The sequence below is a fragment of the Burkholderia sp. BE12 genome, assembly GCF_002959955.1.
GTDB lineage: Bacteria > Pseudomonadota > Gammaproteobacteria > Burkholderiales > Burkholderiaceae > Burkholderia.
In genome coordinates this window covers 100,614-115,219 of the sequence record NZ_PREY01000015.1, presented here as the reverse complement: position 1 = coordinate 115,219, position 14,606 = coordinate 100,614, and the positions used below count along the sequence as shown (strand labels likewise).

14 protein-coding genes are annotated in these 14,606 nt (G+C 68.5%); 2 read left to right on the top strand and 12 right to left on the bottom strand.

All coding sequences use genetic code 11. The features are described from left to right. Nucleotides 1-12: 12 nt before the first annotated feature. A complete protein-coding gene (edd, locus tag C4B30_RS18745) occupies nucleotides 13-1,869 on the bottom strand; it encodes a phosphogluconate dehydratase (RefSeq protein ID WP_027783543.1) in 1,857 nt (618 codons plus the stop codon). 293 nt (nucleotides 1,870-2,162) lie between these two features. Between edd and C4B30_RS18740 the strand changes: the two genes are divergently transcribed. Continuing rightward, a complete protein-coding gene (locus tag C4B30_RS18740; RefSeq protein ID WP_027783542.1) occupies nucleotides 2,163-3,011 on the top strand; it encodes a MurR/RpiR family transcriptional regulator in 849 nt (282 codons plus the stop codon). Between the two features lie 91 nt (nucleotides 3,012-3,102). On the opposite strand, the gene C4B30_RS18735 is transcribed toward C4B30_RS18740, so the two are convergent. From C4B30_RS18735 to C4B30_RS18695, 9 genes are all read right to left on the bottom strand, one after another. Beyond that, complete coding sequence (locus C4B30_RS18735; RefSeq protein ID WP_006760213.1) at nucleotides 3,103-3,525, bottom strand: CopD family protein; 423 nt, start codon at nucleotides 3,523-3,525, stop codon at nucleotides 3,103-3,105. 23 nt (nucleotides 3,526-3,548) lie between these two features. After that, the gene (locus C4B30_RS18730; RefSeq protein ID WP_027783541.1) at nucleotides 3,549-4,820 is read right to left on the bottom strand and encodes a glutamate-5-semialdehyde dehydrogenase; all 1,272 of its coding nucleotides are present in this window, start codon (nucleotides 4,818-4,820) and stop codon (nucleotides 3,549-3,551) included. 196 nt (nucleotides 4,821-5,016) lie between these two features. Then, a complete protein-coding gene (holA, locus tag C4B30_RS18725) occupies nucleotides 5,017-6,111 on the bottom strand; it encodes a DNA polymerase III subunit delta (RefSeq protein WP_027783540.1) in 1,095 nt (364 codons plus the stop codon). Between the two features lie 18 nt (nucleotides 6,112-6,129). Next, nucleotides 6,130-6,681: an LPS-assembly lipoprotein LptE gene (locus tag C4B30_RS18720; protein ID WP_027783539.1), complete on the bottom strand. Its 552-nt coding sequence runs from the start codon at nucleotides 6,679-6,681 to the stop codon at nucleotides 6,130-6,132. A 38-nt stretch (nucleotides 6,682-6,719) separates the two neighbouring features. Further along, nucleotides 6,720-9,314: a leucine--tRNA ligase gene (leuS, locus tag C4B30_RS18715; RefSeq protein WP_027783538.1), complete on the bottom strand. Its 2,595-nt coding sequence runs from the start codon at nucleotides 9,312-9,314 to the stop codon at nucleotides 6,720-6,722. A 179-nt stretch (nucleotides 9,315-9,493) separates the two neighbouring features. After that, nucleotides 9,494-9,946, bottom strand: coding sequence for an ExbD/TolR family protein (locus C4B30_RS18710; protein WP_027783537.1), 453 nt, complete (start codon nucleotides 9,944-9,946; stop codon nucleotides 9,494-9,496). A gap of 24 nt (nucleotides 9,947-9,970) precedes the next feature. After that, on the bottom strand, nucleotides 9,971-10,645 hold the full coding sequence (locus C4B30_RS18705) for a MotA/TolQ/ExbB proton channel family protein (protein ID WP_027783536.1): 675 nt from the start codon (nucleotides 10,643-10,645) through the stop codon (nucleotides 9,971-9,973). Nucleotides 10,646-10,663: 18 nt separating this feature from the next. Continuing rightward, complete coding sequence (dapB, locus tag C4B30_RS18700; protein WP_027783535.1) at nucleotides 10,664-11,461, bottom strand: 4-hydroxy-tetrahydrodipicolinate reductase; 798 nt, start codon at nucleotides 11,459-11,461, stop codon at nucleotides 10,664-10,666. Nucleotides 11,462-11,526: 65 nt separating this feature from the next. Beyond that, nucleotides 11,527-12,327, bottom strand: coding sequence for an outer membrane protein assembly factor BamE (locus tag C4B30_RS18695; RefSeq protein ID WP_027783534.1), 801 nt, complete (start codon nucleotides 12,325-12,327; stop codon nucleotides 11,527-11,529). 141 nt (nucleotides 12,328-12,468) lie between these two features. Between C4B30_RS18695 and fur the strand changes: the two genes are divergently transcribed. Beyond that, nucleotides 12,469-12,897: a ferric iron uptake transcriptional regulator gene (gene fur, locus C4B30_RS18690; RefSeq protein ID WP_011350926.1), complete on the top strand. Its 429-nt coding sequence runs from the start codon at nucleotides 12,469-12,471 to the stop codon at nucleotides 12,895-12,897. A 93-nt stretch (nucleotides 12,898-12,990) separates the two neighbouring features. Here fur and C4B30_RS18685 read toward each other — a convergent pair whose 3' ends face one another. Together C4B30_RS18685 and alc are read right to left on the bottom strand one after the other, a co-directional pair. Continuing rightward, nucleotides 12,991-13,524, bottom strand: a complete 534-nt coding sequence (locus C4B30_RS18685; protein ID WP_105132802.1) for an ureidoglycolate lyase — start codon at nucleotides 13,522-13,524, stop codon at nucleotides 12,991-12,993. 14 nt (nucleotides 13,525-13,538) lie between these two features. Beyond that, a complete protein-coding gene (gene alc, locus C4B30_RS18680) occupies nucleotides 13,539-14,546 on the bottom strand; it encodes an allantoicase (protein WP_027783532.1) in 1,008 nt (335 codons plus the stop codon). Nucleotides 14,547-14,606 lie beyond the last annotated feature (60 nt).

Here is a 14,606-nt window from a genome sequence, read left to right as displayed (position 1 = left end):
GCTCCTTGAAATTCATGCGGCGACGCTGACGGCCGTTTCGCCGACCAGCGTCCCGAAAACCGATGCGCCCTGCTCGGCCGGCGCCGCGGCCGCGCGGAACACGCCGAACAGTTCGCGCCCGAAACCGACTTCGTTCTCGGCCTGGTGCCGCGGCTGCGCGACCGGGCGCGCGTGCCACTCGGCGTCGTCGACCTCGATGTCGAGCACGCCGGCTTCCGCGTCGATCACGAGCGTGTCGCCCGTCTTCACCTTGCCGATCGGGCCGGCCAGCAACGCTTCCGGCGACACATGGATCACGGCCGGCACCTTGCCCGATGCGCCCGACATGCGGCCGTCGGTCACCAGCGCGACGTGGAAACCCTGATCCTGCAGCACGCCGAGCAGCGGCGTCAAACGGTGCAGCTCGGGCATGCCGTTGGCGCGCGCGCCCTGGAAGCGCACCACCGCGACGAAATCGCGCTTCAGTTCGCCGCGATCGAACGCTTCCTGCACGGCTTCCTGCGAGTCGAACACGATCGCGGGCGCCGTCACCTTGCGGTGCTCCGGCGCGACCGCCGAGATCTTGATCACGCCGCGGCCGAGCCGCCCTTGCATCAGGCGCAGGCCGCCGTCCGGCTGGAACGGCTCGCGAATGCCGCGCAGCACCTTCGTGTCGTGGCTCTCGGCCGCGCCGTCGATCCACGTCAGCTTGCCGTCGATCAGCTTCGGCTCCTTCGTGTAGTGCGAAAGGCCCTTGCCCGCGACCGTCGTCACGTCCTCGTGCAGCAGCCCGCCTTCGAGCAGGTTGCGTACCAGGAACGCGACACCGCCCGCCGCATGGAAATGGTTCACGTCGGCCTTGCCGTTCGGGTAGATCTTCGCGAGCAGCGGCACGACGGCCGACAGCTCGTCGAAGTCGTTCCAGTCGATCAGGATGCCGGCCGCGCGCGCGATCGCGACGAGGTGCAGCGTGTGGTTGGTCGAGCCGCCCGTCGCGAGCAGCGCGACGATCCCGTTGACGATCGCCTTTTCGTCGATCACATGACCGATCGGCGTGTAGTGGCCGCGCTCGACCGTCAGATCGAGCACGCGGCGCGCGGCCTCGGCCGTCAGCGCGGTGCGCAGCGGCGTATGCGGGTGAACGAATGCCGAGCCCGGCAGGTGCAGCCCCATCAGCTCCATCAGCATCTGGTTGCTGTTCGCGGTGCCGTAGAACGTGCAGGTGCCATGGCCGTGATACGCGGCCGATTCGGCTTCGAGCAGCGCGTCGCGGCCGACCTGGCCGGTCGCGAACTGCTGGCGGATCTTCGCCTTGTCGTCGTTCGACAGGCCGCTCGTCATCGGGCCGGCCGGCACGAAGATCGTCGGCAGGTGGCCGAACTGCAGCGCGCCGATCAGCAGGCCCGGCACGATCTTGTCGCAAATGCCGAGGCAGAGCGCCGCATCGAACATGTTGTGCGTGAGCGCGATCGCCGTGCCCATCGCGATCGCCTCGCGCGAGAACAGCGACAGCTCCATGCCCGGGTTGCCCTGCGTGACGCCGTCGCACATCGCCGGCACGCCGCCCGCGAATTGCGCGACCCCGCCGTTTTCACGCGCGGCCGCCTTGATGATCTCGGGGAAATCCTTGTACGGCGCGTGCGCGGACAGCATCTCGTTGTACGAGGACACGATGCCGATGTTCGGCTCGCGGATCGCCTTGATCGCGAACTTGTCGCTGCCCTCGAGGCCCGCGAAGCCGTGCGCGAGGTTCGCGCACGACAGCGCGCCGCGTGCCGGGAACTTGCCTTGCGCGCCGTCGATGCGCTGCAGATAGGCGGAACGGGTCGATTGGCTGCGGGCGATCACGCGTTCGGTGACCTTCGCCAGAGTGGGGTGCAGCGACGTCATGCTGGGCGCTCCTGTATGCCGGCCGACACCGGCGGTTGGAATCGTGGGGACGGTCGAGCTTCGTCGATCGAACGAGAGCAGTCTAGTAGAAAAACTACAAGCATGCAATGCAGATCAGTTCGCTCGCAACCCTTATTCCCGCCACCAGCAAGGCTTTAATCAGTGAAAACCCTAATTCACCTCGCCGGCCCCGCATCGGAATCATCACAATTGCGCTAGTATTTTCATGTAGATTTTCTACAATTCGATGAGATACACTCGCTCATCCGAACCCGATTTCCACATGCCGTCCCATGCTGCCCCGCATTGAAGCGATCCGCGCCGAGTTGCGCCCGTCGGAGCGCAAGCTCGCCGACTACATTCTCGCCGCGCCGCGCGAGGTGCTCGACCTCGCGATGACCGAGCTGTCGACCCGTGCGGGCGTCAGCCAGCCGACGATCGCGCGCTTCTGCCAGGCGCTCGGCTGCAGCGGCTTTCGCGAATTCAAGATCCGGCTCGCGCAGAGCGTGGCGCCGGGCGTGTCGTCGGTGTACCGCGACGTCGAGCCCGACGAACCGGCGCCCGGCATCATCGGCAAGGTGTTCGACCGCACGATCGGCGCGCTGATCGAAGTGCGCAACAGCCTGTCCGCGGGCAGCGTCGCCGACGCGATCGCGCTGCTGTCGAACGCGTCGCGCATCGAGTTCTACGGCGCCGGCGGCTCGGGCATCGCCGCGCAGGACATCCAGCACAAGTTCTTCCGGCTCGGCGTGCCGAGCGTCGCGTATTCGGATCCGCACACGTTCTCGATGTCGTCGGCGCTGCTCGGGCCGCACGACGTCGTCGTCGCGATCTCGAATACGGGCCGCACGCGCGACATCGTCGACGCCGCGCGCTCCGCGCTCGCGTGCGGCGCGAAAGTCGTCGCGATCACGCAGAGCCATTCGCCGCTCGCGAAGCTCGCGACGGTCAGCCTCGCGTCGAACGTCGCCGAGGAAACGGACGTGTTCTCGCCGATGACGTCGCGGATGTCGCATCTCGCGATCGGCGACATTCTCGCGGTCGGCGTCGCGCTGTCGCGCGGGCCGGCGCTGATGGAACGGGTCGGCCGCGCGAAGGAAGCGATCACGCGGCGCCGGATCGACGACGGCACGAAGGATTGAACCGGCGCCGCGCGGAACCGCCCGTAAACGCACAACGGCACCCCGTGGGGTGCCGTCGTTCATCGACCGCCGGCCGTGCTTGCCGCGCCGCTCAGAACGGCTTGATCACCACCAGCGCGACCGCCGCGAGCATGCCGAGCACCGGCAGTTCGTTGAACACGCGATACCACTTGTCGGTGCGGCGGTTCTCGCCGCGCTCGAACACCCGCAGCAGGTGCCCGCAATACGCGTGGTAGATCACGAGCAGCAGCACGACCGTCACCTTCGCATGGATCCAGCCCTGCCCCTGCCCGATGCCGATCACGAGCCAGAGCCAGAGCCCGCAGGCCAGCGCGGGCACCGCGATCATCGTCATGAAGCGGAACAGCTTGCGCGCCATCAGCAGCAGGCGCCGCACCGCGGCCGGATCGGTCTCCATGGCCAGGTTCACGTAGATACGCGGCAGGTAGAACAGCCCCGCGAACCACGCGGCGATCAGAACGATGTGGAACGTCTTGACCCAGAGCATTGCCATTGGTGTTGCGCCTCGCTGTTGACTTACTGACGGCCTTCGCCGTGCCCGAGCACCACGTACTTCAGCGACGTGAGCCCTTCCAGGCCGACCGGCCCGCGCGCGTGCAGCTTGTCGTTCGAGATGCCGATTTCCGCGCCGAGGCCGAATTCGAAACCGTCCGCGAAGCGCGTCGACGCGTTGACCATCACGCTCGCCGAATCGACTTCGCGCAGGAACCGCATCGCGCGGTCGTGATCCTCGGTGACGATCGCATCCGTGTGATGCGAGCCGTAATGGTTGATGTGCTCGATCGCGGCGTCGAGCCCGTCGACGACCTTGATCGCGAGCACCGGCGCGAGATACTCGGTGTGCCAGTCTGCTTCGGTCGCGTCGACGAGCGGGCCGACGCCCGCGTCGGCGAGCACCGCGCGCGCGGCCGCATCGACGCGCAGTTCGACCTGCTTGTCGCGATACAGCTTGCCGAGCGGCGGCAGCACCTTCGCGGCGATGCCGCTCGCGACGAGCAGCGTCTCCATCGTGTTGCAGGTGCCGTAGCGGTGCGTCTTCGCGTTGTCGCAGACGGTCAGCGCGCGGTCGAGATCGGCGCGATCGTCGACGTACACGTGGCAGATGCCGTCGAGGTGCTTGATCATCGGCACGCGCGCCTCGTCGATCAGCCGTTCGATCAGGCTCTTGCCGCCGCGCGGCACGATCACGTCGACGTATTCGGTCATCGTGATCAGCTTGCCGACCGCAGCACGATCGGCCGTCGCGACGACCTGCACCGCGTCCTGCGGCAGCCCGGCCGCTTCGAGCCCTTCGCCGATCAGCTTCGCGAGCGCCGTGTTCGATTCGAGCGCTTCGGAGCCGCCGCGCAGGATCGTCGCGTTGCCCGACTTCAGGCACAGCGCGGCCGCGTCGATCGTCACGTTCGGGCGCGACTCGTAGATGATGCCGATCACGCCGAGCGGCACGCGCATCTGGCCGACCTGGATCCCGCTCGGGCGGAACTTGAGGTTGCCGATCTCGCCGATCGGATCGGCCAGCGACGCGACCTGGCGCAGCCCTTCCACCATCGTTTTCAGCGCCTTGTCCGACAACGTCAGGCGGTCGACGAACGCCGCATCGAGCCCTTTTTCACGGGCGCGGGCGACGTCGCGCGCATTCGCGTCCTTCAGCGCCTGCGCGTCGCGTTCGATCGCGCGGGCCACGGCGTCGAGCGCCGCGTTCTTCGCGGCCGTGCTGGCGCGCGCCATCGCGCGGGAAGCGTGCCGGGCGCGGCGGCCCAGGTCGGTCATGTACTGATCGATATCCATCGTGTGACTCGAGAAGCGAGCCGCGCGGAGCGGCATGAATTCGTGGGGAAGCGTGGATCGGCCATCCGGGGCCGGCCATTCGGGGGCGACGATCCGCGGGACAGCCCTCCGTGCAGGGCAGCGGCCGATATGCCGCGCCAGCCGTCGAAGCATTGTAAGCGGGTTGCGCGGCGCGCGCTGAAGGCCCGAACGGGGCTCAGCGCCGCCCGCGACCCGCGGTCGGCGGTCGCTCGCCGCGGGCGCCCGCGACCGTCATCGCGAGCTGGAACAACCCGTCCCACGGGTCCGGCGGCGGTTCGTCCTGCGTGCGGCGGCCCGGCGCGACGGCCGTGAGCCCCTTGACCTGCCGGTCGAGCTTCGCGGCGAACGCGAGCGCCTTTTCGAGCACCGCTTCCGACACGCGGTTCAGCGCAGGCGCGATCAACCGCTCGCGCGGCCCCCACACGCGGTTCTCGCGCAGCAGCGTCGCGAGCGGCTTGCCCGCCGTCGTGCCGCGCTTGATCCGCAGCAGCGTGCGCAGTTCCTCGACGACGGCCCACATCACGAGCACGATCGCCTCGCCTTCGCCCTTCAACCCGTCGATCATCCGCGCGAGCCGCGCGGCGTCGCCGGCGAGCATCGCCTCGTTCAGCTTGAACACGTCGTAGCGCGCGACGTTCAGCACCGCGTCGTGCACCTGCTCGAACGACAGCGCGCCTTGCGGATACAGCAGCCCGAGCTTCTGGATTTCCTGGTGCGCGGCGAGCAGGTTGCCCTCGACGCGCTCCGCGATGAACTGCAGCGCGCGACGCCCGTCATCGCCCGGCGCGGCACGCTGGCCCTGCATCGCGAGTCGCTGGCCGATCCAGTTCGGCAGTTGCGCACGGTCGACCGGATCGATCTTCAGCGCGACACCGCCGTTCTGCAGCGCGGTAAACCATGCGGATTTCTGCGTGGCCGCGTCGAGGCGCGGCAACGTGACGAGCAGCAGCGCGTCCGGATTGGGCGTGGCCGCGAGCGTCTTCAGCGCATCGGCGCCTTCCTTGCCGGGCTTGCCCGACGGAATGCGCAGCTCGATCAGCTGGCGCTCGCCGAACAGCGACATCGCCTGGGTCGCGCCGAGCAGCACGCTCCAGTCGAAGCCGCGCTCGACCGTATGCACCGAACGCTCGGTAAAGCCGGCCGCGCGCGCGGCCGCACGAATGCGGTCGCACGCTTCCTGCGCGAGCAGCGGCTCGTCGCCGTAGACGGTGTAGAGCCCGGCCAACCCCTTCGCGAGGTGCGGCTCCAGCGCATCAAGTCGCAATTGCATCGCTGCGTGCGCCCGCGATCAGAGCGGCGGCGGCGGCAGCGGCGCGCGCGGCGCCACGCCCGGCACCACGTCCTCCGGCGCCGGCGTCAGCGTGTGGACGATCGCGAGACGCCGCATCAGCTGGTCGACCGCGTCGTTCTGCATGTCGCCGTACAGGATGTCGGCTTCCTGCGCCTTCGCGTTCGTGTACTGGTCGCTGTACGTCATCGCGCGGTTCAGCGCGATCGCGCTCGGCGGGATCAGCACGGTGCCGTCCTTGCTCGTCAGCGTGTAGTTCAGCGTGTAGAACAGCGCGTATTCCTGCGCGGAGCCGTACTTGTTGAGTGTCAGCGTGTTCTGGCCACGCGACTCCCACATGCGCAGCACGGCGTCGGCGTCGTCCGCCGACTTGACGATCTTCGTGTCGCTGCCGGCCTGGACGAGGCGCGTGAGCCGCGCCTGGACGGGCGCCGGCGCACCGGCCACGAACAGGTGCTTGAACGCGTAGTCCTGCTGGCCGCGCAACTGGAAGCCGCATGCCGACAGCGCGACCGCGCTGCCGACGAGCATCAAAAACGATCTGCGGATCACCTTCGCTCCTTCTGGGTACGTCCGACGGCCGGCGGCCGTCAGACGACGATGTTCACGAGGCGGCCCGGCACGACGACGATCTTCTTCGCCGGCTTGCCGTCGCTGAATTTCGCGAATGCCTCGTCGGCCACCGCTGCCGCTTCGATCGCGTCGCGGCTCGCGTCCTTCGCGACCTTCAGCGCACCGCGCACCTTGCCGTTCACCTGCAGCACGAGTTCGATCTCGGCCTGCTCGAGCGCGGCCTCGTCGACCTTCGGCCACGGCGCATCGAGCAGCGGGCCGAATTCGTCCGCGTAGCCGAGTGTCTTCCACAGCTCGAACGTGACGTGCGGCACGACCGGGTACAGCACGCGCAGCAGTACGCCGTACGTCTCGCGCAGCACGGCGGGCGTCGCGCCCTTCGCGCCGTCGATCGCGTTCAGCATCTTCATCGCGGCCGACACGACCGTGTTGTACTGCAGGCGCTGGTAGTCGAAATCGGCCTGCTTCAGCACGCTGTAGATCTCGCGGCGCAGCGCCTTGTCGGCGTCGCCGAGCGCGGCGGCATCGAAACCCGCGCGCGCGGCGAGCGCTTCGCGGTTGCCGTAGCCGAAGCTCCACACGCGGCGCAGGAAGCGGCTCGCGCCCTCGACGCCCGCGCCCGACCACTCGAGCTGCTGCTCGGGCGGCGCCGCGAACATCGTGAACAGGCGCGCGGTATCGGCGCCGTACTGGTCGATCAGCAGTTGCGGATCGACACCGTTGTTCTTTGACTTCGACATCTTTTCGATACCGCCGAGCACGACCGGCTGGCCGTCCGCATTCAGCGTCGCGCCGACCGGGCGACCCTTGTCGTCGTGCGTGACCGTCACGTCGAGCGGGTTGTACCAGGTCTTCTTGCCCGCGGCGTCCTCGCGGTAGTACGTCTCGTTCAGCACCATCCCCTGCGTGAGCAGGTTCTTCGCCGGCTCGCCGAACTTCACGAGGCCGAGGTCGCGCATCACCTTGGTCCAGAAGCGCGAATACAGCAGGTGCAGGATCGCGTGCTCGATGCCGCCGATGTACTGATCCATCGGCATCCAGTAATCGGTGCGCGCGTCGACCATCGTCTCGGCGTCCGGCGCCGTGTAGCGCGAGAAGTACCACGACGAATCGACGAAGGTGTCCATCGTGTCGGTTTCGCGCTTCGCCGCCGCGCCGCATGTCGGGCACGTGCAGTTCAGGAACGCCTCGGACTTCGCGAGCGGGTTGCCCGAGCCGTCCGGCACGAGGTCTTCCGGCAGCACGACGGGCAGATCCTGCTCCGGCACCGGCACGTCGCCGCACGACGGGCAGTGGATGATCGGGATCGGCGTGCCCCAGTAGCGCTGGCGCGACACGCCCCAGTCGCGCAGGCGCCACGTGACCTGCTTGTCGCCGAAGCCGCCGGCCTTCAGGTCGGTGGCGACCGCGTCGACCGCTTCCGTGTAGCGCAGGCCGTCGTACTTGCCGCTGTTCACGCAGACCGCGGTTTCCTTGTCGCCGTACCACTCCTGCCACGCGTCGAGCGAGTACGTCTGCCCTTCGCTCGCGATCACCTGCTTGATCGGCAGCGCGTATTTCTTCGCGAACGCGAAATCGCGCTCGTCGTGGCCCGGCACGCCCATCACCGCGCCTTCGCCATAGCTCATCAGCACGTAGTTGCCGATCCACACCTCGACCGGCTCGCCGGTCAGCGGGTGCTTGACCGAGAAGCCGGTCGCGACGCCCTTCTTCTCCATCGTCGCGACGTCGGCCTCGGCGACGCCGCCGCGCTTGCACTCGTCGATGAACGCGAGCAGTTCCGGCTTGTCCTGCGCGAGGCGCGTGGCGAGCGGGTGCTCGGCCGCGATCGCGCAGAACGTGACGCCCATGATCGTGTCGGCGCGCGTCGTGAACACGCGCAACAGCTTCTGCTCGCCGTCGAGTTCGTACGGGAAGCCGAAGTTCACGCCGAAGCTCTTGCCGATCCAGTTCTGCTGCATGATCTTCACGCGCTCGGGCCAGCCGAGGCCGTCGAGGTCGTTCAGCAGCTCATCCGCGTACTGCGTGATGCGCAGGTAGTACATCGGGATCTCGCGCTTCTCGACGAGCGCGCCCGAACGCCAGCCGCGGCCGTCGATCACCTGCTCGTTCGCGAGCACGGTCTGGTCGACCGGATCCCAGTTCACGGTGCCCGTCTTCTTGTACGCGATGCCCTTCTCGAGCATCTTCAGGAACAGCCACTGGTTCCACTTGTAGTAGTCGGGCTTGCACGTCGCGATCTCGCGCGACCAGTCGATCGCGAGGCCCATCGACTGCATCTGGCCCTTCATGTAGTCGATGTTGTCGTAGGTCCACTTCGCAGGCGGCACGCCGTTCGCCATCGCGGCGTTCTCGGCCGGCATCCCGAACGCATCCCAGCCCATCGGCATCAGCGTGTTGTAGCCGTTCATCCGCAGATAGCGGTACATCACGTCGTTGATCGTGTAGTTGCGCACGTGACCCATGTGCAGCTTGCCGGACGGGTACGGCAGCATCGATACGCAGTAGAACTTCGGCTTCTGCGAATCTTCCCTCGTCTTGTAGGCATCGGCTGCGCGCCAGTCGCCCTGGGCGGCGGCTTCGACGTCGGCGGGTACGTATCTCTCGTGCATGGTGTGGTTCGGGCTAGGCTTTAAGCGGCGCGACGGCGCGCGCAGGATTGGATCGAAATCGTGCGTGCCCGGCGCAGGAACGGCTGAGCGGTTCCGGGCCGGGAAAAACGTCGATTATACCGCCCGTGCGGGCCCGCACGGCCGGTCTCTCGGGCCGGAGGGCCCGCAACGACGACGAATCAGGGTTTCGCGCCGGCAGCGGCCGGCGCGGCGACGGCCGCCGGCACGTCGGTCACGAAACCGATCCGCGTGAGGCCCGCGGCCTGCGCGGCGCCCATCACCTGCGCGATCACGTCGTAGCGCGTCGCGCGCGACGCGCGCAGCCGCAACTCGGGCGGCGCGGCGCCCGCGGCAGCGGCCCGGAAGCGCGCGGGCAGCGCGTCGAGCGCCACGGGCGCGTCGTCCCAGTAGAGCTTGCCCGCGTCGTCGATCGACAGGGTGACGGATTGCGGCGTGTCGCGCGCGACGCTGGCCGCGACCTTCGGCAGGTCGAGCCGGATCGCGTGCGTCATCAGCGGCGCGGTGATGATGAAGATGACGAGCAGCACGAGCATCACGTCGATCAGCGGCGTCATGTTGATCTCCGCCATCGGCGCGGACGTCTTGTGGTGCTCGAGCCCGCCGAATGCCATGGTCGTTCCTCCGGAGCCGGCGCGTCAGGCGCCCTGTCCCTGTGCGCACACGAATACGTGCAGATCGCGCGCGAAGCCGTCGAGTTCCTCGCTGAGCTGCCGGACGAGCCGGCCGAGGATGTTGTACGCGAGCACCGCGGGAATCGCGACGACCAGCCCGAACGCGGTCATGATCAGCGCCTCGCCGACCGGCCCCGCGACGTTCTCGATCTGCGCCTGCCCGCTCGCGGCGATGCTGCCGAGCGCGTGATAGATGCCCCAGACGGTGCCGAGCAGCCCGACGAACGGCGCGGTGCTGCCGATCGACGCGAGCAGCACCTGGCCGAATTCGAGGCGCCGCTGCGAGCGCAGCATCGCATGACGCAACGCGCGCAACACGCGTTCGCCGCGCTCGACGCGCGCGGCCAGCGCGGCCGGGTCGTGGTCGTCGGCCGCGTCGCGCGCGGCTTCGGCGAGCGGCACGAATACGCGCTCGCGATCGGCGCCGGCGAGCGCGGCGATACCCGCGTCGAGCGACGGCGCGCGCCAGAACGCGGCGAGCGCAAGCGGCCCCTGCCGCTTCGCGCGGACCAGCAGCCAGGCTTTCATGAAGAGGAAGCACCAGCTGGCGACGGACATCGCCAGCAGCACGTAGGAGACGGCGTGCGTGATCGCATCGCCGCTTTCGAGGTAGTGGACAACGCCGGTGGGAATCGCCATCGGAGTTTCCTCGCGGGATCAGCGCAGGCCGAGCACGTCCTGCATGTCGAACAGGCCGGCGCCGCGCGCCGACAGGAAGCGGACCGCGCGCAACGCGCCCTGCGCATACGACACGCGGCTCGACGACTTGTGCGTGATCTCGATGCGCTCGCCGATCCCGGCGAACAGCACGGTGTGGTCGCCGACGATGTCGCCGCCGCGCACCGCGGCAAAGCCGATCGACGACGGATCGCGCTCGCCCGTCACGCCGTGGCGGCCGTACACCGCGCAATCGTCGAGCGAGCGGCCGAGCGCGCCGGCGACGGCTTCGCCCATCATCAGCGCGGTGCCCGACGGCGCGTCGACCTTGTGGCGGTGATGCGCCTCGATGATCTCGATGTCGTAGCCGTGCGAGAAATGCTTCGCCGCGAATTCGAGCAGCTTCAGCGTGACGTTCACGCCGACGCTCATGTTCGCCGCGAACACGATGCCGACCTTGGCCGCAGCGGCCTGCAGCTCGGCCTTCTGCTCGGCGGTGAAGCCGGTCGTGCCGATCACGAGCTTCACGTCGTGGCGCAGCGCGGCCTCGATGTGGGCCATCGTGCCTTCCGGACGCGTGAAATCGATCAGGTAGTCGGCCTGCGCGAACACGGCGTCGAGGTCGTCGGTCAGCTTGATCCCGGTGTCCTTGCCGAGGAACGCACCGGCGTCCTGGCCGAGGAACGGCGAACCGGCGCGGTCGAGCGCGCCGACGAGCTGCGCGTCGGCATCGTTGAGAACGGCTTCGATCAGCATCCGGCCCATTCGGCCCGATGCGCCGGCAATCGCAATCTTCATGGCTTTCTACACGACAGGTCTAAAGGCGGGCGGCGCATGCCGCCCCGTTTCCGCATGCCGGCCGCTTACTGGGCCGGTGCGGTGAGCGGCTGGTTCTGCAGGTTGTCCGAGCCTTGCGGGCCGACCGGCGGCGCAGCCTCGTTCGACAAGTTCGGCTGCGGCGGACGATGGAACTGGAACTGCGGCTGGATCGCCGGCGCGGCGCCCGGCGGCTGCCCGCCCGGCACCGGCGCGCCGCCCGATGCCTGCGCGGACGGCGTGAATCGGCGCGACGCCGAACCCTGCCCCGACACCTGGTTGGTCGCGCGGTTCGCCGCGCGTGCCGCCTGGGCGTTCGCATCCGCATCCTGCTCGACCACCGCGCCGGACGCCGGCACCGCGGCCGGACTCGCGGCAGCGGCGGCCTGCGCGGCGCTCGCGGCGGCGGCTTCGGACGCCTTCTTCGCCGCGGCGGCGGCCTTCGCCTTCTTGCCGCCGCGGTCGCCGTCGATGTCGGCCAGCAGGTCGAGCTCGGACGGCAGGTTGTCGGCGCCGCTCCAGCTCGCCACGCGATCGCCCGCGAAGATCACCACGAGGTCACGCTGCTGGACGATCGACGTCGAGCCGCGCTTGAAATAGAACAGGTAATCCCAGCGATCCGCGTGGAACATGTCCGCCAGCAGCGGTGTGCCGAGCAGCGCGCGGACCTGCTCGCGCGTCATGCCGACCTGCAACTGTGCGGCTTTCTCCTGCGACACGAAGTTGCCTTGCACGACGGTGATCCGATACGGCGTGATGCTCTGCGCAATGCGCTGCGTCACGCTGTCGTACGACGAACAACCCGCCAGCGCGACAACGGCGGCGGCAGCGATGATGGCACTCCGCATGCGACTCCTCTGAAAGTGCGAAAGCGATTCTGGGATCATTTCCTTCACCGTGCTGGCCCGCGTGCAGGCCGCGCGTATATCTGGAACGGCGAAAAGCCGGTAACATTGAAGCCCTGCATTGTACTCTAGGGATGCCTAGCCATGACCAATCCGACGGATCTCAAGAATATCGGGCTAAAGGCCACCCTACCGCGCCTCAAGATTCTCGAGATCTTCCAGCAGAGCCCCGTGCGTCACCTGACGGCCGAAGACGTCTACCGCAACCTGCTCAACGAGCAGCTCGACATCGGGCTCGCCACCGTCTACCGCGTGCTCACGCAGTTCGAGCAGGCCGGCCTGCTCACGCGCAGCAACTTCGAATCCGGCAAGGCGGTGTTCGAGCTGAACGAAGGTTCGCACCACGACCACCTCGTGTGCCTCGATTGCGGCCGCGTCGAGGAATTCTTCGACGCCGAGATCGAAGGCCGCCAGCAGGCGATCGCGAAGGAGCGCGGCTTCCGGCTCCAGGAGCATTCGCTCGCGATGTACGGCTCGTGCACGACCGAGAACTGCCCGCACCGCAAGCACTGAATCGCGCCTCCCGCGCACGCGGCACGGCCCGGCCGGCATCTCGCCGCCCGGGCCGTCTGCTTTTTCGGCGTGCCTGCCGCGCGCCCGGAATGCTTACGAAAGCCCTTCGGCGCCCGCGCAGGCCGGCTCGAAATCGAGCGCCCACGCGCGTTCCAGCGGGATCTCGTCGCAGTTCGGCTGCGGGCCGCCGCGATCGACGATCACGAAATCGCTGACCGCGTCGAGCGCGAGCAGCGGATGGTGCCAGACGCCCTTCGCATAATTGACGCCCTGCCAGCCTTCGGCCAGGAACGCGCGCATCGCGTCGGGCCGGAATTCGCCGGCCGGCGCGACGACGATCGCGTAGCGCGACACCGCCGCGAGCGGGATGAACACCTGGCTGCCGTGCGGATGACGCTCCATCAGCGTGATCGCGACCGGCAGCGCACGCGGCTGCGCGCGAAACACGCTGACGAGCGGCCGGCCGCCGTCCGCGCAGACGTCGATCGTCGCGAGATCGTGAAAGCGCTCGGTCGTGCCGCCGTTGATCGGGAAATGCCGCGCGCCTTCGAGCTCGATCACGTCGCCGAACGGCGCGAACGCTTCGCGGGTCAGGCGCTCGACGCGCAGGATGGGAGTTCCGCTCATGCCGTTGCCCTCCGTCAAGCCGGCTCGCCCCACAGACGCAGGCGCGACACGCCGCCGTCCGGGAAGATGTTGAACCGCACGTGCGTGACGGGGCCGAGCGCCGCGAGCGAGTCGAACGTGTGCACGTGGTCCATCTGCAGCTTCTGCTCACCGAGCAGTTCGGCCCAGAACATCGCCTGCGTGACGAGCGAATCGTCGGTGCCGCCCGTCACGTGCGCGGCCTGCAGCGAGCAGCGATCGGGGAAATTGCCCTTGAAGAACGCCGTATCGACCTCGACGCGCCGGATGATGCCCGGCCGCGCGAGCGCGACGATCGCCCAGTCGTTGCCGGGTTCGCGGCGGCGCCGCGTTTCCCAGCCGTCACCCATGTTCGCGCCGCGCCCCGGCATCAGCATCTGCGAGGCCGGGCCGAAGTGCTGGTTGTTCGCGGCCACCAGGTAGCCGCCGTTCTCGATCGCCGCGAGATCGACGAGTTCGCCGGCCGGCACGTGGCGCCAGTCGCGCTGCGGCTGGCCGTACACGCGCAGCCGCGCGAGCCCGCCGTCCGGATACAGGTTCACGCGCAGGTGCGTGACCGGCCGCGCATCGTCGACGCTCACGTAGTGATGCGAATTGCCCTGCAGCGTCGTCGCGGGAACGATCGTGCGCCATGCGGCGTCGTCGGGCGGCGTGTCGCCGTCCACCGCGCAGGCCTCGATCGACGCGGCCGGCGGAAAGTTGCCGGTGAAGTGGCTCGTATCGAGATCGACGCCGTGGATCACGCCCGGCCGCGCGAGCCGGACCACGCAGAAGTCGTGGCCGGTCGTGCGCTTGCGGCGGGTTTCCCAGCCGTCCATCCACTTGCCGTGGTCGTCGTACTTGCCGGGAATGAACACGGCCGGCTCGGGATCGAGCATGCGCTCCTTCGGCGCGAAGAATTCGTCGCTGGCGAAGAGCGCCTGCGCGCCCAAGCGCGGGTCGGCGAGGTTCATGTAGCGCCGCGTGAAAGCCGGCGCGTTCGGATCGAGGATGGGGGCTGCCATGTCGTCTCCACTTTTTTTGGCAAGCGCCGACGCGTCGGCGCGCCGGTCGCATGAAGTTCG

Bases quoted from the DNA above. Each gene is read 5' to 3' on its own strand.
- edd (WP_027783543.1), bottom strand. From the start codon at position 1,869: ATGACGTCGCTGCACCCCACTCTGGCGAAGGTCACCGAACGCGTGATC.
- C4B30_RS18740 (WP_027783542.1), top strand. From the start codon at position 2,163: ATGCTGCCCCGCATTGAAGCGATCCGCGCCGAGTTGCGCCCGTCGGAG.
- C4B30_RS18735 (WP_006760213.1), bottom strand. From the start codon at position 3,525: ATGGCAATGCTCTGGGTCAAGACGTTCCACATCGTTCTGATCGCCGCG.
- C4B30_RS18730 (WP_027783541.1), bottom strand. From the start codon at position 4,820: ATGGATATCGATCAGTACATGACCGACCTGGGCCGCCGCGCCCGGCAC.
- holA (WP_027783540.1), bottom strand. From the start codon at position 6,111: ATGCAATTGCGACTTGATGCGCTGGAGCCGCACCTCGCGAAGGGGTTG.
- leuS (WP_027783538.1), bottom strand. From the start codon at position 9,314: ATGCACGAGAGATACGTACCCGCCGACGTCGAAGCCGCCGCCCAGGGC.
- C4B30_RS18710 (WP_027783537.1), bottom strand. From the start codon at position 9,946: ATGGCATTCGGCGGGCTCGAGCACCACAAGACGTCCGCGCCGATGGCG.
- C4B30_RS18705 (WP_027783536.1), bottom strand. From the start codon at position 10,645: ATGGCGATTCCCACCGGCGTTGTCCACTACCTCGAAAGCGGCGATGCG.
- dapB (WP_027783535.1), bottom strand. From the start codon at position 11,461: ATGAAGATTGCGATTGCCGGCGCATCGGGCCGAATGGGCCGGATGCTG.
- C4B30_RS18695 (WP_027783534.1), bottom strand. From the start codon at position 12,327: ATGCGGAGTGCCATCATCGCTGCCGCCGCCGTTGTCGCGCTGGCGGGT.
- fur (WP_011350926.1), top strand. From the start codon at position 12,469: ATGACCAATCCGACGGATCTCAAGAATATCGGGCTAAAGGCCACCCTA.
- C4B30_RS18685 (WP_105132802.1), bottom strand. From the start codon at position 13,524: ATGAGCGGAACTCCCATCCTGCGCGTCGAGCGCCTGACCCGCGAAGCG.
- alc (WP_027783532.1), bottom strand. From the start codon at position 14,546: ATGGCAGCCCCCATCCTCGATCCGAACGCGCCGGCTTTCACGCGGCGC.